26 protein-coding genes and 1 tRNA gene are annotated in these 17,713 nt (G+C 56.9%); 14 read left to right on the forward strand and 13 right to left on the reverse strand.

Features of this window, described 5'->3' with window-relative positions; translation table 11 throughout:
- Positions 1-29 precede the first annotated feature (29 nt).
- The 5 genes from Q1B21_RS01535 to nthA all read right to left on the reverse strand — a co-directional run bounded on the left by Q1B21_RS01535 (position 30) and on the right by nthA (position 3,310).
- On the reverse strand, positions 30-266 hold the full coding sequence (locus Q1B21_RS01535) for a DUF2842 domain-containing protein (protein WP_298932648.1): 237 nt from the start codon (positions 264-266) through the stop codon (positions 30-32).
- Entirely contained in the window at positions 266-1,561 is a 1,296-nt protein-coding gene (locus tag Q1B21_RS01540) for an adenylosuccinate synthase (protein WP_298932649.1), read from the reverse strand. The genes Q1B21_RS01535 and Q1B21_RS01540 overlap by 1 nt, the downstream gene beginning before the upstream one ends.
- Before the next feature lie 131 nt (positions 1,562-1,692).
- A complete protein-coding gene (locus tag Q1B21_RS01545; protein WP_299885108.1) occupies positions 1,693-2,028 on the reverse strand; it encodes a nitrile hydratase accessory protein in 336 nt (111 codons plus the stop codon).
- Complete coding sequence (gene nthB, locus Q1B21_RS01550; protein WP_299885111.1) at positions 2,025-2,699, reverse strand: nitrile hydratase subunit beta; 675 nt, start codon at positions 2,697-2,699, stop codon at positions 2,025-2,027. Before nthB ends, Q1B21_RS01545 begins: the two co-directional genes overlap by 4 nt.
- Positions 2,696-3,310 carry a nitrile hydratase subunit alpha gene (gene nthA, locus Q1B21_RS01555; RefSeq protein WP_299885114.1) on the reverse strand — a complete coding sequence of 205 codons (615 nt, stop codon included), beginning with the start codon at positions 3,308-3,310 and terminating at the stop codon, positions 2,696-2,698. The genes nthB and nthA overlap by 4 nt, the downstream gene beginning before the upstream one ends.
- Positions 3,311-3,460: 150 nt before the next feature.
- Here nthA and secG point away from each other — a divergent pair, with 150 nt between their 5' ends.
- From secG to Q1B21_RS01610, 11 genes are all read left to right on the forward strand, one after another.
- Positions 3,461-3,826 (forward strand): preprotein translocase subunit SecG, encoded by a 366-nt coding sequence (gene secG, locus Q1B21_RS01560; RefSeq protein WP_120635078.1) that lies wholly within the window; start codon positions 3,461-3,463, stop codon positions 3,824-3,826.
- Positions 3,827-3,985: 159 nt separating this feature from the next.
- Positions 3,986-5,629: a CTP synthase gene (locus Q1B21_RS01565; protein ID WP_299078213.1), complete on the forward strand. Its 1,644-nt coding sequence runs from the start codon at positions 3,986-3,988 to the stop codon at positions 5,627-5,629.
- 100 nt (positions 5,630-5,729) lie between these two features.
- Positions 5,730-6,506, forward strand: coding sequence for an isocitrate lyase/phosphoenolpyruvate mutase family protein (locus Q1B21_RS01570; protein WP_299885118.1), 777 nt, complete (start codon positions 5,730-5,732; stop codon positions 6,504-6,506).
- 70 nt (positions 6,507-6,576) lie between these two features.
- The gene (locus tag Q1B21_RS01575; RefSeq protein ID WP_298932663.1) at positions 6,577-6,870 is read left to right on the forward strand and encodes a DUF1330 domain-containing protein; all 294 of its coding nucleotides are present in this window, start codon (positions 6,577-6,579) and stop codon (positions 6,868-6,870) included.
- Between the two features lie 42 nt (positions 6,871-6,912).
- Complete coding sequence (locus tag Q1B21_RS01580) at positions 6,913-7,362, forward strand: TerB family tellurite resistance protein (protein ID WP_298932665.1); 450 nt, start codon at positions 6,913-6,915, stop codon at positions 7,360-7,362.
- Between the two features lie 20 nt (positions 7,363-7,382).
- On the forward strand, positions 7,383-7,820 hold the full coding sequence (locus tag Q1B21_RS01585) for a TerB family tellurite resistance protein (RefSeq protein WP_299885121.1): 438 nt from the start codon (positions 7,383-7,385) through the stop codon (positions 7,818-7,820).
- A gap of 5 nt (positions 7,821-7,825) precedes the next feature.
- On the forward strand, positions 7,826-8,569 hold the full coding sequence (locus Q1B21_RS01590; RefSeq protein WP_299886730.1) for a PhnD/SsuA/transferrin family substrate-binding protein: 744 nt from the start codon (positions 7,826-7,828) through the stop codon (positions 8,567-8,569).
- A 125-nt stretch (positions 8,570-8,694) separates the two neighbouring features.
- Positions 8,695-9,471 carry an amino acid ABC transporter ATP-binding protein gene (locus Q1B21_RS01595; protein ID WP_298932669.1) on the forward strand — a complete coding sequence of 259 codons (777 nt, stop codon included), beginning with the start codon at positions 8,695-8,697 and terminating at the stop codon, positions 9,469-9,471.
- 32 nt (positions 9,472-9,503) lie between these two features.
- Positions 9,504-10,253 (forward strand): transporter substrate-binding domain-containing protein, encoded by a 750-nt coding sequence (locus tag Q1B21_RS01600; protein WP_298932671.1) that lies wholly within the window; start codon positions 9,504-9,506, stop codon positions 10,251-10,253.
- A gap of 82 nt (positions 10,254-10,335) precedes the next feature.
- Entirely contained in the window at positions 10,336-11,223 is an 888-nt protein-coding gene (locus tag Q1B21_RS01605) for an ABC transporter permease (protein WP_298932672.1), read from the forward strand.
- Positions 11,220-12,026 (forward strand): ABC transporter permease subunit, encoded by an 807-nt coding sequence (locus Q1B21_RS01610; protein WP_299078205.1) that lies wholly within the window; start codon positions 11,220-11,222, stop codon positions 12,024-12,026. The genes Q1B21_RS01605 and Q1B21_RS01610 overlap by 4 nt, the downstream gene beginning before the upstream one ends.
- 75 nt (positions 12,027-12,101) lie before the next feature.
- Here Q1B21_RS01610 and Q1B21_RS01615 read toward each other — a convergent pair.
- Together Q1B21_RS01615 and Q1B21_RS01620 are read right to left on the reverse strand one after the other, a co-directional pair.
- Positions 12,102-12,178: transfer RNA gene (locus Q1B21_RS01615), tRNA-His, on the reverse strand.
- 47 nt (positions 12,179-12,225) lie between these two features.
- Complete coding sequence (locus Q1B21_RS01620; protein WP_299885126.1) at positions 12,226-12,708, reverse strand: GNAT family N-acetyltransferase; 483 nt, start codon at positions 12,706-12,708, stop codon at positions 12,226-12,228.
- A 77-nt stretch (positions 12,709-12,785) separates the two neighbouring features.
- Here Q1B21_RS01620 and Q1B21_RS01625 point away from each other — a divergent pair, with 77 nt between their 5' ends.
- Positions 12,786-12,974, forward strand: a complete 189-nt coding sequence (locus Q1B21_RS01625; RefSeq protein ID WP_120635781.1) for a DUF6324 family protein — start codon at positions 12,786-12,788, stop codon at positions 12,972-12,974.
- On the opposite strand, the gene Q1B21_RS01630 is transcribed toward Q1B21_RS01625, so the two are convergent.
- On the reverse strand, positions 12,964-13,395 hold the full coding sequence (locus Q1B21_RS01630; RefSeq protein WP_299885129.1) for an MmcB family DNA repair protein: 432 nt from the start codon (positions 13,393-13,395) through the stop codon (positions 12,964-12,966). The two genes, Q1B21_RS01625 and Q1B21_RS01630, sit on opposite strands and share 11 nt — an antisense overlap.
- A 113-nt stretch (positions 13,396-13,508) precedes the next feature.
- Between Q1B21_RS01630 and Q1B21_RS01635 the strand changes: the two genes are divergently transcribed.
- Entirely contained in the window at positions 13,509-13,829 is a 321-nt protein-coding gene (locus Q1B21_RS01635; protein WP_299078196.1) for a helix-turn-helix transcriptional regulator, read from the forward strand.
- Positions 13,826-14,251 carry an SRPBCC domain-containing protein gene (locus tag Q1B21_RS01640; protein ID WP_299885132.1) on the forward strand — a complete coding sequence of 142 codons (426 nt, stop codon included), beginning with the start codon at positions 13,826-13,828 and terminating at the stop codon, positions 14,249-14,251. The genes Q1B21_RS01635 and Q1B21_RS01640 overlap by 4 nt, the downstream gene beginning before the upstream one ends.
- A 215-nt stretch (positions 14,252-14,466) precedes the next feature.
- Here Q1B21_RS01640 and Q1B21_RS01645 read toward each other — a convergent pair whose 3' ends face one another.
- The 5 genes from Q1B21_RS01645 to Q1B21_RS01665 form a co-directional block, all read right to left on the reverse strand.
- Positions 14,467-14,772, reverse strand: a complete 306-nt coding sequence (locus tag Q1B21_RS01645) for a hypothetical protein (RefSeq protein ID WP_299078186.1) — start codon at positions 14,770-14,772, stop codon at positions 14,467-14,469.
- Between the two features lie 59 nt (positions 14,773-14,831).
- A complete protein-coding gene (gene nusB, locus Q1B21_RS01650; protein WP_298932684.1) occupies positions 14,832-15,314 on the reverse strand; it encodes a transcription antitermination factor NusB in 483 nt (160 codons plus the stop codon).
- A complete protein-coding gene (locus Q1B21_RS01655; protein WP_299885137.1) occupies positions 15,311-15,862 on the reverse strand; it encodes a 6,7-dimethyl-8-ribityllumazine synthase in 552 nt (183 codons plus the stop codon). Before Q1B21_RS01655 ends, nusB begins: the two co-directional genes overlap by 4 nt.
- A gap of 2 nt (positions 15,863-15,864) precedes the next feature.
- On the reverse strand, positions 15,865-16,986 hold the full coding sequence (gene ribB / locus Q1B21_RS01660) for a 3,4-dihydroxy-2-butanone-4-phosphate synthase (protein ID WP_298932686.1): 1,122 nt from the start codon (positions 16,984-16,986) through the stop codon (positions 15,865-15,867).
- Between the two features lie 116 nt (positions 16,987-17,102).
- A complete protein-coding gene (locus Q1B21_RS01665) occupies positions 17,103-17,690 on the reverse strand; it encodes a riboflavin synthase (protein WP_299885139.1) in 588 nt (195 codons plus the stop codon).
- Positions 17,691-17,713 lie beyond the last annotated feature (23 nt).

Genomic DNA, 17,713 nt, shown 5'->3' on the forward strand with positions numbered 1-17,713 from the left:
CTGTTTCCAGGCAACGGTCTGAGAGCGCTTCAGGACTGATCTGGATCTTCTTTGCCGACGCCCCGAAACACGAACTTGAATGGCAACGCCCACAATATGCCCAGAACGATATAAACCAGCAATTCCAACCAGATCGGTGGACGATCCAGCCAGTTCAATACCGTCACCACCGCCACAATATACAGCGGCAGCCCAACCAAAAGAACCACCAGCGACCAGCGGCGACGCGCCTTATAGCTGAGGCCGGGTTTGTCCTCGCCACTCATCAGTCGGCAAATGGGTCGGTCACCAGGATGGTGTCGTCCCGTTCCGGGCTGGTTGACAAAAGTGCGACCGGGCACTCGATCAATTCCTCGACCCGGCGCACATATTTGATCGCATTTGCCGGCAGGTCCGCCCAACTGCGTGCGCCCTCGGTGGATTCGCTCCAACCCGGCATTTCTTCGTAGATGGGTTTGCAACGCGCCTGTTGGTCCGCGGCAGTCGGCAGGTAACCCAGACGTTCACCATCAAGTTCATAACCGGTGCAGATCTTCAGTGTCTCGAAACCATCCAGAACATCCAACTTGGTAAGCGAAATACCATTCACACCGCTGGTGGCGCAGGTCTGACGCACGAGGCAGGCGTCAAACCAACCACACCGGCGCTTGCGGCCGGTGACCGTGCCAAATTCATGCCCACGGGTTCCAAGGCGCAAGCCGTCATCATCATCCAGCTCGGTCGGAAACGGCCCCTCACCCACGCGCGTGGTGTAAGCTTTCACAATACCCAGAACAAAATCCACGGAACCCGGACCAATACCAACCCCGGTCGCCGCCTGCCCCGCAATCACATTCGACGACGTCACAAACGGATAAGTTCCAAAGTCGATATCCAACAACGCGCCCTGAGCGCCCTCAAACAAGATACGCTTACCAGCCTTGCGCTTTTCATTCAGAACTTTCCAAACGGGTGCAGCAAACGGAAGGATCTGCGGCGCAATTTCTTTCAGCTGAGCAACCAGCGCATCCCTATCGACGGCCTCAATACCCAATCCTTTGCGGAGCGGATCATGGTGTTGCAGCGCCCGGTCTACACGCGCCTCAAGTGTCGCCTCATCAGCAAGATCGGCAACACGCACAGATCGACGACCAACCTTGTCTTCATAGGCAGGTCCGATCCCGCGACCTGTGGTGCCGATTTTCGTCCCTTTGCTCGCCGCTTCCTCGCGCGCGCGATCCAACTCACCATGAATGGGTAGAATCAATGGCGTATTCTCGGCAATCATTAGCGTTTCGGGCGTAATCTCGACGCCTTGCTTTCGGATCGAAGCAATCTCTCCCACCAGATGCCAAGGGTCCAGAACAACCCCGTTGCCGATCACGCTCAGCTTACCGCCGCGCACAACACCTGAAGGCAGAGCATTCAGCTTGTAGACTTCACCATCGATGACCAGTGTATGACCGGCGTTATGCCCGCCTTGAAAACGCGCGATCACGTCTGCCCGCTCGCTGAGCCAGTCGACGATCTTGCCTTTTCCTTCGTCACCCCACTGGGCGCCGACAACAACCACATTGGCCATATCTGGTCCTTTTGCGCTGAGTTATCAAACTCGGCTCATATAGCGGGGCGCAAGCGGCAGGGAAACCGGTAATTCGACGCAGCCGACAATCGCTCTGCGTGCGATGCCTCCGGCGGGGGCAGCGCCCACTTCTAAGTGGGGGATATTCGAACGGGCTGACCGTGAGGTGTCGTCAGGTAGGCATTTTCCCATGCGCTTTGCAGGCGCGTAACATCTTCCGGCGCGGCTTCGCCTTGGTCTGCCAACAAATCTTCAAGCGTTTCGAGCCAAGCGTGGAAGTAGTCGTCACCACCATCCAGATCCCTGTTCAATCCATGACGCTTTAGAGTGTCCGAGAATCGTACCGCCCAGTCGGGCCAGGCGAACCGCCCGACTTCGTTCAGCGCGACCGTCACTGCAAAGACCTGTGCGTGCCAGGGTTCCGCAAACACTGGTTCGGGGGCGCTATGAATAATGCAATCCGTCATAGTGGTTCCAGGTAGCTTTGCCATAGATCCAGCACAACTTCGTCCTTCGGGTGTTCCGGGTTTACCCAGAGTTCGGATGCAGGGAACGCAACAGCGTAGAGCGGCTCGGGCGCTTCACCCAACCCGTGCGCGTTTGAATCCGGCAGAACATGGGTTCCATGTAACTTGAGAATACGCCCCTTTGCGCCTGCGGCGTAGCCCGGCAATCGGGTGTGGCCACCATCAACAAAACGATTTGCGGTTGGGCGCACTGTGCGGACGCTGTCACCGATCTCGAATTTGATTGGAGTGTCCGAAGCGCGATCTGCCGGGCCGCCCTTGGCCAGAGCACCTGCAACAGCTTCGGCCCTCAACATTCGCGCCGCCAAAGGGTGGTCACCCTCACTTGCATCTCGCAGATCATCCAGAGTCAGAACGTCGTTTTCGACCAACAGGTCGGCCAGGCCTGATATCCATTTTTCATAGTAAGAAAACCGAGCGTAGTCCGTGGGTGACAATCGTTCCCGAGCATGGCGCGACACGTCAATGTTCCATTGCCCCAAGAATCCCGAGGCCAGTGTCACGGCCAGTGCCCGCGCTTGCCAGTTTTCGGCAAAGACCGGTTCGTCTTCAGATTCGGGGCGGATTGCCCAGTCACCGAACCGTCCACCCATGTCATGAACCCGGGTCATGAACGCACCCTGGGTAATCCTGTGCCTATCATACTGTCGCGGGTTACCAGAACTGCCAGTTCATCCTCGCTTAATCCTTCGGTTCGACCTGGGCGCATTGGCAAGACGAGGTATCTAATCTCGGCCGTTGAATCCCATACGCGCACCGAAGTGTCTTTGGGCAAACTGACACCGAATTCGGACAAGACCTTGCGAGGTTCCCGCACCGCACGAGCGCGATAGGCGTCAGATTTATACCACCCCGGAGGGATGCCCAGCAACGGCCAAGGATAACAACTGCACAAGGTGCAGACGACCATGTTGTGCTGTTCAGGCGTATTCTCGACCACCACCATGTGTTCGCCTTGCCGACCGTAATACCCCAGATCCGCAACAACGGCGGTCGCGTCCTGCAGCAGAGCCTGCTTGAACTCCGGGTCAGCCCAAGCTTTGGCAACGACTCGTGCCCCGTTCTTCGGGCCGATCTTGTTTTGATATGTGTCGATAATCTCATCCAGCGCCGCCGGATCGATCAATCCCTTGCGGGTCAGAATCGTTTCCAGCGCTTTGACTCGAAGCGCAGGTTCGGGCGGCAATAGGGCATGCGGGTGGTCGTGATCATCATGTGGCATGGGCACAACTTGCGTCACTGATCATTTGGCTGTCCAGTCCCTTTACCGTGATATCAGATATCACGTCTTGTGATGCCAACTCGTCCCTTGCCCCCAGCTTCAAACTTGCATAAGTACCACGCGATACACGCTACGCCGCACAGGAACACCATGGAAAACGTCGTTCTCATCATCCATCTCCTCCTGGCCCTGGGCCTGATTGCCGTTGTTCTGATGCAGCGGTCCGAAGGCGGTGGCCTTGGCATGGGCGGCGGTGGCGGTGGTGCCATGGCGGGCCGGTCAGCAGCGACCGCATTGGGCAAAGTCACTTGGGTGTTGGCCGCGTGCTTTATCGTGACCTCGATCACCCTGACGATTCTAGCTGCGCAAAAATCTTCGGGCAGCTCGGTTATCGATCGTTTGGGCGTACCGGCACCGGCATCGACCGAAGAAAGCACTCCGGCGGTTCCGTCGGCGGACGATCTGCTGCCACCCACGCAGGGTGACAATGCGCCGCTGATCCCGCAAGCCGACTAAGCCACAAAACCTAGAAATCTGACAGAGAGCTGCAACAGCATCTTGCGGTTCTCTTGCGCTGCGTGCGCGAATCCTTTATACGTGAAGTCCCGTGGTGCAGCGGTTTTTTCAAGCCGCCGGGCAGCTGATAATGACGTCTCACGGGAGCAGCCGAAAAACATGGCGCGTTTTATTTTCATCACTGGTGGTGTGGTTTCGTCCTTGGGTAAAGGACTGGCTTCGGCGGCTCTGGGCGCCTTGTTGCAGGCCCGGGGGTACTCGGTGCGCTTGCGCAAGCTGGACCCTTATCTGAACGTCGATCCGGGCACGATGTCTCCGTTTGAACATGGTGAGGTTTTCGTCACAGATGACGGGGCCGAGACCGATCTGGACCTTGGTCATTACGAGCGTTTCACCGGCGTCGCGGCGCGCAAGACCGACTCGGTCAGTTCGGGCCGGATTTATTCCAACGTGTTGGAAAAAGAACGCCGCGGTGATTATCTCGGCAAGACCATTCAGGTGATCCCGCACGTCACCAACGAAATTAAGGATTTCATCGCAATCGGTGAGGATGAAGTTGATTTCATGCTATGTGAGATCGGCGGCACCGTGGGCGATATCGAGGGCCTGCCCTTTTTCGAAGCGATCCGCCAGTTCAGCCAGGATAAGCCGCGTGGTCAATGCCTGTTCATGCACCTGACGCTGCTGCCCTACATCAAAGCCTCGGGCGAGTTGAAAACCAAACCGACCCAGCACTCAGTGAAAGAGCTGCGGTCTATCGGTCTGGCCCCCGATATTTTGGTCTGCCGTTCTGAAGGTCCAATCCCGACGAAAGAGCGCGAAAAGCTTGCCCTGTTCTGCAACGTCCGCGCTGACAGTGTGATCGCGGCTCAGGACCTGAGCACAATCTACGATGCCCCGCTGGCCTATCACCGTGAAGGTCTGGATCAAGCCGTTCTGGACGCGTTCCAGATCAGCCCTGCGCCTAAACCCGATCTGACCAAATGGGAAGATGTCAGCGACCGTATCCACAATGCCGAAGGTCAGGTGAAGGTGGCCATCGTGGGCAAATACACGCAGTTGGAAGACGCTTATAAATCGATTGCCGAGGCCCTGACCCATGGCGGAATGGCCAACCGGGTCCGCGTGAAGGTCGAGTGGGTCGATGCCGAAGTGTTCGACACCGAAGACGCCGCGCCACATCTGGAAGGGTTCCATGCGATCCTTGTCCCCGGCGGGTTTGGCGAACGTGGCACCGAAGGTAAGATCAAAGCCGCGCAATATGCACGCGAACATAAAGTGCCATATCTGGGCATTTGTCTGGGCATGCAGATGGCCGTCATCGAAGCGGCGCGCAACGTGGCCGGCATTAAAGAAGCCGGTTCGGAAGAATTTGACCACGAAGCAGGAAAGAAACGGTTCGAGCCGGTTGTCTATCACCTAAAGGAATGGGTGCAGGGCAATCACAAAGTCGAACGCAAAGTAGGCGATGATAAGGGCGGCACCATGCGTCTGGGTGCTTACGATGCTGTTCTGGCCGATGGCTCGAAAGTGAACGAGGTTTACGGCGGCACAAATATCGAAGAACGCCACCGTCACCGGTATGAAGTCGACATCAAATACCGCGACAAACTGGAAAAGGCAGGCTTGAACTTCTCAGGCATGTCACCGGATGGTCGCCTGCCCGAGATCGTTGAATGGTCGGATCACCCTTGGTTTATCGGTGTGCAGTATCACCCCGAGCTGAAATCCAAACCTTTTGATCCACACCCGTTGTTCCGCGATTTTGTACGTGCAGCCAAGGAAACGTCACGCTTGGTCTAAGCTTGAAATCACTGCAATGTGACGGAATACGCAGAATTTTCTGTACGTGATAGTCGATCACACGGATAACTGTCGTCAACACAGCGACAGGAGACCGGCCATGACTGATCAAATCACCCGCGCAGAACTCTTTGCCGCCCTGCACAAAAAGGGCGATCCAATTGTCCTCTACAATATCTGGGATGCAGGCAGCGCTGGTGCCGTACGTGATGCCGGGGCCAAGGCGCTGGCCACGGGCAGTGCTCCGGTTGCCATGGCGCAGGGTTTTGCAGATGGTCAGAACATACCCTTCGATCACGCGCTGGATAACGCCCGTCGGATCGTCGCGGCGGTAGATCTGCCGGTCTCGATGGATCTTGAAGGGGCATACGCCGAAGACCCGGCTGAGATCGCAGTCAACGTTCAGAACGCCCTTGAAACCGGGGTCATCGGCTTTAACTTTGAAGACCAAATCATTGGCACCAAAGACCTTTATGACATCGAAACTCAATCGGCCCGGGTCGCCGCAATGCGTGAAGGCTGCGATGCAGCGGGCATCCCCGCCTTCATCAACGCGCGCACTGATGTCTTTCTGAAAGCCGCGCCCGACACTCACAACGACGCTATGCTAGACGAAACCATTTCCCGTGCCAGATCCTATGCCGATGCCGGCGCCAGCGGTTTCTTCGCCCCTGGTCTGAAAGACGAAGCCATGATCAAACGGCTGTGCGACGCAACCGATTTGCCCGTCAACATCATTGCCCTGCCCGGCACGCCCGACACGCCTACTCTGGCCGGGCTTGGCGTGGCACGGATCAGCTACGGGCCGGTGCCGTATCGGCAAATGCTCGCCTGGCTGCAGGACAATGCGCATAAGGCGATTGGCCCGTCGAACTGACCACCTTTAGGGGATTGCATTTTCTTCGTTTCCTTCGCACCTTGCGTGGGAATCCACAGGAGGACGCGCCGTGGCCAAAGGATATTGGGTTGCCCATGTCGATGTGCACGACATGGAGACATACAAGAACTACATCGCCGCAAACGGTGCCGCGTTTGCCAAATATGGCGCAAAGTTCCTTGTGCGCGGAGGCGAGCGGGTCGAGCCCGAGGGTCAGGCCCGATCCCGCACGGTTGTAATCGAATTCCCCAGCTACGCCGATGCGCAGGCCTGTTATGAAAGCGATGCCTATCAAAAGGCCAAAGCCCTGCGCGACCCGGTCTCGACCGGCGATCTTGTGATCATTCAGGGCTATGACGGGTAGTCCACGCTTGGCGGACCACAAAATATGGAATAACCTGTTCCCATGCTGAAAAAGTTCTTTCAGGCGTTTCGACCGCCGCAACATGATCACCTGCCTGACCCGGATGCCGAACTGGCTTTAGGGGCCTTGATGGTGCGCGTTGCCCAAGCGGATCGAGACTACAAACTGGAAGAGATCAGCCTGATCGATCGCATTCTCGCGCGCCTGTATCAACACAACGCCATTGAGGCCGCCAAGGTGCGCGCCACCTGCGAAAAGCTGCACGCTGCTGCCCCAGAAACCGACACCTTCGGGAAGCTAATCCGCGAAACCACCGATTTGAAGGAACGTCTGGCTGCGCTAGAGGCGCTTTGGGAAGTTGTCGTCGCGGATGGCAACATGGACGAAGGCGAAATGAAGATCGTCGAAGAAGCTCGAATAGCGATGGGTCTAAGCTTCAATGACAGTCAGGCTGCGCGCGAGCGTGTGCAATCCCGCTTGGATGCGGGCTAAGCTGAGTCTATATCTGTCTCATGTTTAGTGTTTTTTTATCCCGGCTGACCCAGCCTCAGCCCGATCCGATGGTCGATGACGATGCCCGCCTGGCCCTGACGGCCCTATTGGTGCGCATCGCACGATCCGACAACGACTATGCTGATTCTGAAATGGCCCGGATCGACCGGATATCAGCCGAGCGGTATGGCCTTTCGCCTTTCGAATCGGCGAGCCTGCGCGCGCAAGCCGAAGACCTCGAGGCAGAGGCACCGGATACCGTCCGCTTTACCCGCGCGATCAAAGAGGCTGTTGCCTACGAGGATAGGCTGGCCGTAGTTCAGGCGCTTTGGTCGGTTGCCTTGGCTGACGGTCATCGCACCGGTGAAGAAGATTCTCTGCTGCGTTTGGTCGTCAGTTTACTAGGTGTTAGCGACGTGGACTCTGCAATGGCACGGCAGAGCGTGGCGAAATCGTGACAGCCATGCTGGGCATGTATGACATGCCTGCTATGCGGCCAGCAAATGATCGGTTCTGGGGTCTGATTCGTGCTGAATTGAACGACGGTCCAGCGCAACTGACCCGTGATTGCGACATGTGGAAGGTCTGGATGAGCCCGGACCTGATCTTTGCCCAAACCTGCGGGATGCCCTACAGAACCAAGCTACATGGTCACGTGCAATTGGTCGGTACGCCGGACTACGGAATACCCGGATGCCTGCCGGGTTATTATCGCTCGGTGATTGTGGCCCGGTCAGAAGATAAGCGTGATCTGCAAGAACTGGCGCAAGGTGTTTTTGCCTATAACGAGGCTCTTTCCCAATCAGGCTGGGCCGCGCCAACTACTCATTTGTCTCAGATGAGTCTGGTGCCGGCAAAGCTGCTGGAAACGGGCGGGCATGCGTTATCCGCCGAAGCCGTCGCAGATGGTACGGCCGATTTTGCCTCGCTGGATGCGCTGACCTGGCTTTTGCTACAAGAACATACAGATTTGGGGGATAGATTGCGTGAAGTGGCTGCCACTTCGCCGACCCCCGCGCTGCCCTTTATTACGGCCCTTGGGCGAGATGCTTGCCGGATTGCAGACGCGGTTCAGTCAGCCATTGTCGAACTGTCACAAGAAGACAGGCAGACGCTCCACATCCGGGGGCTGATCCCGATAGACGCGGATCAATATCTTGCCGTCCCAACTCCGCCTACGCCACAGGCGCTGCGGCACAATAGCTGACCGTTTTGGTGAAAACGTCTGGTCACTTTGGTGGATTCCGGGCTTGGTTTGGTGATTTGCGCATTGCATTGCTCTGATTTTTAAGCCCTAGTACCGCACCAACACCACAAGCTACTGGACCGTCCGTGACAGAACCCGCTCCCGTTATCGAGATCAACAACCTTCACAAAAGCTTCGGCAATCTCGAAGTGTTAAAAGGGGTCGACATTACCGCCCATCGAGGCGACGTGGTATCGTTGATCGGGTCGTCCGGCTCTGGTAAATCGACGCTTCTGCGCTGCTGCAATCTGTTGGAAGACAGCCAGGAAGGTGAGATCCTGTTTAAGGGCGAACCTGTGCTTTGGTCGGGGAAAGGCCATAGCCGCAGACCAGCGGATTCCAAGCAAGTTCTGAGGATCCGCACAAACCTGTCCATGGTGTTTCAACAATTCAATCTTTGGGCGCATTTGACTATCCTGCAGAACGTGATGGAAGCGCCGATTACGGTTCTGGGCCGTGATAAGGCTGAGGTTGAAGATAGCGCTCGCAGATATCTGGAAAAAGTTGGCATCGGCGACAAGTGCGATGTTTACCCGGCCCAATTGTCTGGTGGCCAGCAGCAACGAGCGGCCATCGCCCGTGGTCTGTGCATGGAACCTGAAGCTCTGTTGTTTGACGAGCCCACATCGGCGCTCGACCCAGAGCTTGAGCAGGAAGTCATCAAGGTGATCAAAGATCTGGCTGCCGAAGGTCGTACCATGATCATCGTAACCCATGATATGAAGATGGCGGCTGACATCTCAAGCCATGTCGTGTTCCTTCATCACGGTTTGATCGAAGAAGAAGGCACCGCCGAAGATATCTTTACGTCCCCCGAATCCGAACGGCTTCGGGGCTTTCTATCCGCCACTCAGGCGGCATAACTTTCAGGAAGAAACAAACTGGGGAGTAACCAATGAAAAACCTGATTCTGACAACCGCAGCGCTGGCACTGACTGCTGGTATAGCAATGGCAGACACAGTTCGCATGGGTACCGAGGGCGCTTACCCTCCGTACAACTTCATCAATGACGCCGGCGAGATCGACGGTTTCGAGCGTGAGTTGGGCGATGAGCTTTGCAAACGCGCCGAACTGGACTGCGAGTGGGTCAAGAACGACTGGGATTCGATCATTCCAAACTTGGTCTCTGGCAACTACGACACTATCGCGGCTGGCATGTCGATCACCGACGAGCGTGACGAAGTCATCGACTTCACTCAGGACTATTTTCCACCCACCGCATCGGCCTATGTTGCGACGTCTGACGCGGCTGACGTAACGGGCGGTGTTGTTGCAGCCCAAACCGCGACCATTCAAGCAGGCCATGTGGCAGAATCCGGTGCAACTCTGGTCGAGTTCGCAACTCCGGAAGAAACCATCGCAGCCGTGCGTAACGGCGAAGCGGACGCCGTTCTGGCCGACCGTGACTATCTGGCACCGCTGGTCGAGGAATCGAGTGGCGAGCTGGTCTTTATCGGCGATCCGGTTCCATTGGGTGGTGGTATCGGCATGGGCCTGCGTGAAAGCGACGGCGAGCTGCGCGGCAAATTTGATGCAGCCATCACCTCGATGAAGGCGGACGGTACACTGAACGAAATGCTGAAGAAGTGGTTTGGCGAAGAAACCGCCACTTACGGCACAGACGGTACAGTTGTAACCAACTAAGCCATTTGTCTTGCGGTTCGGCGCGCATTAGCGCCGAACCTACCCCGACTTCAGGTCGGGCGCGACGTTCGAAAGACGCCATATGTTCTCCTACTGCGCTGATCCTGACACGCTGGGCACGTTCCGCTGGTTTTCGTGCTATCTGACCAATGGCGTCCACTGGTCATTCTACCTGTCCTTCATCAAGGTTCTGGCACTTTTGGCCGTCACCGCGCCCGTTGCGCTTGGCTTTGGGTTTGCAGGCGCGATGGCAGCACGGTCGCATTTCCTGCCCCTCAGCTGGCTGGGCAAAGGATACATCGCCATTGTACGTGGCGTGCCGGACATCGCATTCTTCCTGTTTTTCGTGATCGCTCTGGATCAGGCCTTCGAATGGACGCGCCATCAGGTCATGTGCCCCGAATGGACGGATCCAATCCGGCAGGGCAACGACTTTATCGTTTGCCGCGCCGCTAAACTACCGCTGGGTACCGCCCCGGAATGGGTCCACGAAACCTATGGGTTCCTGCTGGCGGTCATTACGTTCTCAATTGTTTTCGGCGCTTTCGCGGCCAATGTGCTGTTCGGGGGGATGCGTGCTGTACCGCACGCGCAGCTTGAAACAGCCGAAGCCTATGGGATGACCCGTCGCCAGACATTCTGGCGCATCCTGGTTCCACAAATGTGGGTCTACGCCCTGCCGGGCCTGTCCAACCTGTGGATGGTGCTGATCAAAGCGACCCCTCTGCTGTTCCTGCTGGGAATCGAGGACATCGTCTACTGGGCCCGCGAGTTGGGCGGAACAAAGACGTCAAAGTTTACACAATACCCGCATGGCGACTGGCGCATGTGGTACTTTCTGTTCCTGTTGGTTTTCTATCTTGGCATGACCCGCGTTTCGGAAATCGGGTTGGAACGCCTGATGCAAAAGCTGTCCCATGGCCAGGCCACATCCGGTGGTGAGTTGCTGCGCAAGGAGACGACAGCATGAGCTGCTTGCAAACCATTCAGGACTACGGCCTGAGATCCATCGGCATTGGCGAGCGTCTGCTGCCCAAGAACGATTTTACGCTCTGCGAACAGTTCACCCTGATCGGTTCAGGAATGATCTGGAACGTTTATTTCGGGATCATGGCTCTGGCGACGGGGTTCTTTCTGGCCACTGCACTGGCGCTTGGGAAATTCTCTGCGAACAAGTGGCTGCGAAAACCGTCCGAGTGGTTCATCTTCCTGTTTCGAGGCTCACCGCTATTTATCCAATTCTTCTTCGCCTATTTCTTCTTCCTGTCATTGAAGAAACCCTACCCGATGTTTGACGCCTTCACCTCGGCCTGGCTGGGGGCGTTGATCGTGCTGTTCCTGAACACGGCAGCTTACACGGGTGAGATTTTCTATGGCGCGCTGCGGTCGATCCCCAAAGGCGATCTGGAGGCGGCAGATGCCTATGGGATGTCCGGCTGGTCCCGGTTCCGCCGGATCGTCTGGCCCACGATGCTGCGGTTGGCCTGGCCCGCTTATACCAACGAGGCAATCTTTCTGTTCCACGCAACCACGCTGGTGTATTTTTCTGCCTTTCCTGCGTGGCAGCAACGGGGTGATGCGCTGTACTATGCCAGCTACTTTGCCGACAAGACATTCAACCCGTTTGTCCCCTACCCGATCCTGGCGTTTTATTTCATCGTGCTGACTCTGGTGATCGTCTGGGGCTTTGGCCTGATCAACACACATCTGAACCGGCATCTTCCCGTCGCCAAACAAGGCAAGATGAAATTCAGGCTGAACCTGGCGCGCTGATCAAACTGCGCACCTGAAGCTCTCATCGCGGAATCAACGCTCACAACGCCATATTGTTCTGATTTTTTAGAGAGATGGTACCGCCTCCCTGGCTTGAACAGGGGACCTCTGGATCCACAATCCAGCGCTCTAACCAACTGAGCTAAGGCGGCACTCGTGAGGGGCGATTTACCGAACGCGCCCCCGGAATGCAAGAGGATTAAAGCTGAATTCTCCAGCTTTGTTCAACAAGATCGACGCCAAAAGACTGCACAGGTTTACTGTCTAATAGCTGCCAGCCGTTTGCCCGATACAGCGCACAGGCCGCCTTGTGGCTTTCGTGTGTCCACAAGGCCATTTCCTGATACCCAACGTTGCGTGCAAACCCTGTACAGGCGGCCAGAAGGCGCTTTCCCAAACCCAACCCGCGCGCCTGTGGAACCAACAGAAACAAGCGCAGCTTTGCTGTTTCTTGGGTCAGGGAGACACAGAAAATACTACCCAGTCTCTGCCCGCCTTTTTCGGCAATCCAACCCCGCTCCCGCGAAGGATCATGCTCGGCGATGAAGTCATCCAAAATCTGCGCCACGAGCTGGCCAAAGCTGTCGTCAAACCCTTCAGCCTGTGCATACAGCGTGCCGTGCTGTTCGATCAGCCAAGGTGCGTCATCGGGGCGAAACGGTCTGAGAACAACGTCTTCCATACCGCATCTGATAGCAAAGGTGACTTGATTCTCAACCCTTCGCGCGCTAGCACGAACGCTCAGTCCCGGAGGCACACATGGGCATTAACACCGAACGCGACATTCAGGCGAACCTTCAGATCGGGCCGACAGATCACGGCATGGTGCGGCTGTTCATCGAGGCAGATGGGGTCGAAGTTCCAATGGATTTCGAACCCGAGGAAGCCGAAGAAATCGCAGACGAACTCCGCGCTGCCGCGCAGGCTGCCCGAGCCGTCAAAGCCTAGGATCACGCAGCATCTGCAGGCGGCGCGCTGCATCTGTGGCGAATTTTTGGATCATTTTTTTGCGGCGAGCCGGAGCCACCCTGTCTTCCGGGGCCATACGAATGATTTCGGCATCGTAGGCGTCCGCAATGATCAGCCCCGTTTCGTTGGGCAACAGATCGGTTGGAAACTCGGTATCCACCGCCCAGAAAAACCGATCACACCAGTCCAGATAGCCCTGCCACTTGGAGTCTGACTGGAAATCGGCACGGCTGGACTTGCACTCAATCACCCATAGTTCACCCTTGGGGCCCAACCCCATGACATCCACACGCAATCCACGTTGCGGCACGAATTCCTCAACAGACACAAAGCCGTGCGCGCTTAAGTGGCGCGACACGCCCCGTGCCAGTTTCTGTCCAGGCTGCAGATCCAACGTCATGTCAGGAATGTGAACAATTAGCGAACAAAAGTAAAGTAGACAGCTGTCTTGACATGATACCATTTAGTATCATACTTATATAGAACCAAATGGTATCCCAATTGAGGTTACTGATGCATATCCAAACCCAAAACGCCTTTCGTGCCCTTGCTGATCCCACCCGTCGGGACATCGTACAAATCCTTGCCGCCCAAGAGATGACGATCGGGCAACTTACTGACCGGTTCGATATGACCCGCGCCGCTGTAAAAAAGCACCTAACCGTTCTTTCGGACGGCGGACTGATTTCGGTCGAGGCGCGTGGAAGAGAACGTATTAACCGACTTGAACCTCAGGGCCTGGCCCCAGTGCTCGACTGGCTCAGCTACTTCGATCAGTTCTGGGATGATCGCCTCAACTCTCTCAAAGAAGCTATTGAAAGGAAAAAGAAATGACTGACGCCGTTCTGCAAAAAACGATCTTCCTACGCGCTGAACCTGAAACTGTTTGGGCCTATCTGACCGAGCCTGACAGGTTGGCAGAATGGTTTCACAAACCCGAACACCCGCTGGCCCAAGGGCAAAAGCTCGAGATGTTTGGAACAACCAGCGGCGATCTGCTGATCTGGGGAGAGGTGCGGGTCGCGCAGCCGCCGAAATACTTGGAGTATACGTTCACGGTCAAACCCATGGGGGAAGCCGTGAGTGTTGTCAAATGGACCCTGGACCCCGTCGCAGGAGGCACACGCCTTGGCCTGCAGCACGAAGGCTTGCCCCAGGGCGCAGAAGCCTTTGGCCTGATCTTGGCCCTGGACAATGGATGGGACGAACATTTTGGCAAGATGCGCACCGCGCTGCACGAAACAGTTGACGCCTGACCCCTTGTGCAAGCCCGCCGCACAGCCTACTTAGGCGCGTGGCGGGTTCTGCCCTTCTTGTGACAGGTAGCATTCTGGTGGCCTTAAGCAATTCCGAGGGGGCTGGCTCTGTTCAGGTTCTGGCCTGATTACCTGGCGCCCACCTGTACATACAGGTCCTCGGGAATCAAACCACACGGTTGACTGGTGGTCCCGCCACACTTCTTAAACTAACATCAGCGCCCTGCCTTGGCTTCTTGCTTTGCAACTGAGGGCTCGAAGCTGTGCACGACGGGGGTACCGCGGCGTGGGCCTTGCGGTTTGTCAGCCATGCTCATGATCGCGTAGGCAAACTGCACGCCTGCAAAGACGATCCCATTCATGAACCAGATCATGACAAGGGCAATCAGGCCAATCTCAGAGCTTGTAATCAAGTGACGCAGGTTGGCGACGTTCAAGGCCAAAAGCACTCCGACAAACACAGCCGAAATCGCAAAGCCCCAAGCAACCTGAGTGATATATAGGCGGATCAGTTTGGGCATGACGAACCTCCTTGAACTATGACCTTGAGTCTAGTGCATGTGAGGTTCGGGTAAACGTGTCAGAACGCCTCGGGCTTCGCTTCGTGGGCCATATGATCCAGGACGGCGTTGACGAATTTGGGTTCTTTGCCTTCCGGGAAAAAAGCGCGCGCCACATCGACAAATTCGGTGATTACCACTTTGGGCGGCGTATCACTTTGCGTCAGTTCAGCCCCTGCTGCGCGAAACAATGCCCGCAGCGTTGGGTCAATCCGGGAAATCGGCCATTTCGCAACCAGCGCACGGTCGGTCAACTGGTCGATGGGCGCCTGGTAATTCACCGCATCATCCACCAACCCGCGAAACACCGAGATATCGCCATCCAGCATTTCGTCACCCTCATAGACCGCGCCAAACCGGTGATCCAGAAACTCACCAACAACCTGTTCGGTCGTCTGGCCCGACTGCTCCATCTGGAACAGTGCCTGCACGGCGTACAGCCGCGCGGCGGATTTCATCAGGCGTTTCCGGTTGGCCGGTTTCGGCGCGTCTTTCTGGGTCATGCTGTCGTGGGTCCGTTGCTATCGCCCGCCACAAGGATGGACTCGGACGGCGGCTTGAAGCCAACGCCCTTTTTCGAAGCGCCCCACTTACGGCTGAGTGCGATCAGATGCAAGGCCGCAGCGGCCGCCCCGCCGCCTTTGTTCATCTTTTCAGGGTTGGCGCGCACCTCGGCCTGATCGTCATTCTCGACCGTAAGAATGCCGTTACCGATGCACAGACCTTGCAGACCCATCAACTGGATGGCGCGGCTGGAGTCATTGCACACCGTCTCATAGTGCGTGGTCTCTCCGCGAATGACACAGCCCAATGCAACATAGCCGTCGAAATTGCACTGACGGTCAGCCATGGCGATTGCAGTGGGGATTTCCAGCGCACCGGGCACTTCGACCACGTCACAGGTGCCGCCTGCCCCTTCGATCTCGGCCTTGGCACCGGCAACCAGGTTGTCAGCGATGGCGCGGTAGAACGGCGCGACGACAATCAACAATTTCACCGGGCGGTCGAATGTTGGCGTTGGCAGAACGCCGTGTTTGTCTTGTTCAGCCATGATCATCCCTCCTTGAGAATGGAGCGGTTTCCGACGATGGACAGACCAAAGGCGTCCAGACCCAGATATTTGGTTTCTGGTGAGTCGGTCAGCAAGATCAGCTCCTGAACGCCCATCTTGGACAGGATCTGAGCCCCAAGGCCGGTTTGCTTGATGGTCCTCGGCCCTTCGTCCTCGGCCGCGTAAAGCGAATTGCGCGGCTGACGGAACAGGCAGACCACACCTCGTCCTTCGGCAGCGATGATTTCCATCGCGCGGGGCAGTTCCTGTGGAGGTTTGGGTCCCAGGCCCAGAATATCGGGCGCTTCGTGCAGGGCATGGGTGCGTGTCAGAACGGGCTCGGGTGTCGTGATATCGCCTTTGATCATGACGACATGTTCGATGCCGTGGGTCTGATCGGTGAAAATCCGCATCTCCCAATCGCCGCCATATTCCGAGGTGACCGTTTCACGCGAGGTTTCGACCACCAGATTGTCGTTGCGAGACCGATACGTGATCAGATCGCTGATGGTGCCGATCTTCATGTCATGCTCTTTGGCAAAAGCCACCAGATCCGGCAGGCGTGCCATGGTGCCGTCAGCCTTCATGATCTCACAAATCACGCCCGAAGGGTTCAACCCTGCCAGCCGCGAGATATCGACCGCGGCCTCGGTATGACCCGCGCGCACCAGCACCCCACCCCGCTTGGCCCGCAGCGGGAAAACATGGCCGGGTGTCGCGATATGCGCCATGGTGTTTTGCTCGTTGATCGCAGTCGCGACGGTCAGCGCGCGATCAGCGGCAGAAATCCCGGTCGACACGCCCTCGCGCGCCTCGATCGAAACGGTAAATGCTGTTTCGTGACGAGACGAATTATTCACTGCCATCATTGGCAGACCCAGCAAATCGATACGTTCCGCCGTCATCGGCAGACAGATCAGGCCTCGCCCATGGGTTGCCATGAAGTTGATCGCCTCGGCATCCGCAAACTCGGCAGCGATCACCAGATCGCCTTCGTTTTCGCGATCTTCGTGATCGACCAGAATGTACATCCGGCCTTTGCGCGCCTCGTCGATGATCTCTTCGATCGGGCTGATCGCGTCGCGCAGCTCGGCCTCAACCGGTCCGGGTGTTTCAAAGCTCATGGGGCAGCCTTTCACAAGAGCATATCTGCAGGGCGGGATAGACCACCACGCGCCCAAAGGCCAGACCGCAAACGGCGCTGGCTGGCCGCGACGCGACGTTGTGTGCCCCCATCAGGTCAGGTCATTTCGGCCAAACGGGCGACGTAGCGTGCAAGTGTGTCGATCTCGAGGTTGACACGGTCGCCCTTTGATACGTCGCCCCAGGTCGTAACATCCTTGGTGTGCGGAATGAAATTGATCCCGAAATCGCAGCCCTCAACATCGTTTACCGTCAAAGACGTGCCGTTCAAGGCAACCGACCCCTTTGGTGCGATAAACCGCGCCAGATCCTTTGGCGCGCGCAAGGTGACACGGGTGCTGTCGCCTTCGTCGGCGACTTCGACCACCTCTGCCACGCCATCGACATGCCCCGAGACGATGTGGCCGCCCAGTTCATCACCAACCTTCAGAGCACGCTCCAGATTGATCCGTTTACCAATCGTCCAGCTTTCCACATTGGTCTTGGACACGGTCTCGGCACTGATTTGGACGTCGTACCAATCGTCACCCAGTGCAATCACAGTCAGGCAAACACCGTCGCTGGCGATGGACGCACCTATATCGATGCCCGCAGTGTCATAGGCCGTCTTGATCCGCGCGCGCAGGTCACCTTGCTGCTCCAACTCGGCGACAGTGCCAACATCTGTAACGATCCCTGTAAACATTCCGTTAACCCTCAGTTCATAAC

It is taken from the genome of uncultured Ruegeria sp., from assembly GCF_947504215.1.
Lineage (GTDB): Bacteria > Pseudomonadota > Alphaproteobacteria > Rhodobacterales > Rhodobacteraceae > Ruegeria.

What these genes read in the sequence shown, in the direction of transcription:
- Q1B21_RS01665 (WP_299885139.1), bottom strand. Translation starts at nt 17,690, where the DNA reads ATGTTTACAGGGATCGTTACAGATGTTGGCACTGTCGCCGAGTTGGAG.
- nthB (WP_299885111.1), bottom strand. Translation starts at nt 2,699, where the DNA reads ATGACCCGGGTTCATGACATGGGTGGACGGTTCGGTGACTGGGCAATC.
- Q1B21_RS01545 (WP_299885108.1), bottom strand. Translation starts at nt 2,028, where the DNA reads ATGACGGATTGCATTATTCATAGCGCCCCCGAACCAGTGTTTGCGGAA.
- Q1B21_RS01620 (WP_299885126.1), bottom strand. Translation starts at nt 12,708, where the DNA reads ATGGAAGACGTTGTTCTCAGACCGTTTCGCCCCGATGACGCACCTTGG.
- Q1B21_RS01535 (WP_298932648.1), bottom strand. Translation starts at nt 266, where the DNA reads ATGAGTGGCGAGGACAAACCCGGCCTCAGCTATAAGGCGCGTCGCCGC.
- Q1B21_RS01630 (WP_299885129.1), bottom strand. Translation starts at nt 13,395, where the DNA reads ATGACGTTGGATCTGCAGCCTGGACAGAAACTGGCACGGGGCGTGTCG.
- Q1B21_RS01590 (WP_299886730.1), top strand. Translation starts at nt 7,826, where the DNA reads ATGCTGGGCATGTATGACATGCCTGCTATGCGGCCAGCAAATGATCGG.
- Q1B21_RS01625 (WP_120635781.1), top strand. Translation starts at nt 12,786, where the DNA reads ATGGGCATTAACACCGAACGCGACATTCAGGCGAACCTTCAGATCGGG.
- Q1B21_RS01610 (WP_299078205.1), top strand. Translation starts at nt 11,220, where the DNA reads ATGAGCTGCTTGCAAACCATTCAGGACTACGGCCTGAGATCCATCGGC.
- Q1B21_RS01600 (WP_298932671.1), top strand. Translation starts at nt 9,504, where the DNA reads ATGAAAAACCTGATTCTGACAACCGCAGCGCTGGCACTGACTGCTGGT.
- Q1B21_RS01640 (WP_299885132.1), top strand. Translation starts at nt 13,826, where the DNA reads ATGACTGACGCCGTTCTGCAAAAAACGATCTTCCTACGCGCTGAACCT.
- nusB (WP_298932684.1), bottom strand. Translation starts at nt 15,314, where the DNA reads ATGACCCAGAAAGACGCGCCGAAACCGGCCAACCGGAAACGCCTGATG.
- Q1B21_RS01570 (WP_299885118.1), top strand. Translation starts at nt 5,730, where the DNA reads ATGACTGATCAAATCACCCGCGCAGAACTCTTTGCCGCCCTGCACAAA.
- ribB (WP_298932686.1), bottom strand. Translation starts at nt 16,986, where the DNA reads ATGAGCTTTGAAACACCCGGACCGGTTGAGGCCGAGCTGCGCGACGCG.
- secG (WP_120635078.1), top strand. Translation starts at nt 3,461, where the DNA reads ATGGAAAACGTCGTTCTCATCATCCATCTCCTCCTGGCCCTGGGCCTG.
- Q1B21_RS01645 (WP_299078186.1), bottom strand. Translation starts at nt 14,772, where the DNA reads ATGCCCAAACTGATCCGCCTATATATCACTCAGGTTGCTTGGGGCTTT.
- Q1B21_RS01565 (WP_299078213.1), top strand. Translation starts at nt 3,986, where the DNA reads ATGGCGCGTTTTATTTTCATCACTGGTGGTGTGGTTTCGTCCTTGGGT.
- nthA (WP_299885114.1), bottom strand. Translation starts at nt 3,310, where the DNA reads ATGCCACATGATGATCACGACCACCCGCATGCCCTATTGCCGCCCGAA.
- Q1B21_RS01580 (WP_298932665.1), top strand. Translation starts at nt 6,913, where the DNA reads ATGCTGAAAAAGTTCTTTCAGGCGTTTCGACCGCCGCAACATGATCAC.
- Q1B21_RS01540 (WP_298932649.1), bottom strand. Translation starts at nt 1,561, where the DNA reads ATGGCCAATGTGGTTGTTGTCGGCGCCCAGTGGGGTGACGAAGGAAAA.
- Q1B21_RS01585 (WP_299885121.1), top strand. Translation starts at nt 7,383, where the DNA reads ATGTTTAGTGTTTTTTTATCCCGGCTGACCCAGCCTCAGCCCGATCCG.
- Q1B21_RS01635 (WP_299078196.1), top strand. Translation starts at nt 13,509, where the DNA reads ATGCATATCCAAACCCAAAACGCCTTTCGTGCCCTTGCTGATCCCACC.
- Q1B21_RS01605 (WP_298932672.1), top strand. Translation starts at nt 10,336, where the DNA reads ATGTTCTCCTACTGCGCTGATCCTGACACGCTGGGCACGTTCCGCTGG.
- Q1B21_RS01655 (WP_299885137.1), bottom strand. Translation starts at nt 15,862, where the DNA reads ATGGCTGAACAAGACAAACACGGCGTTCTGCCAACGCCAACATTCGAC.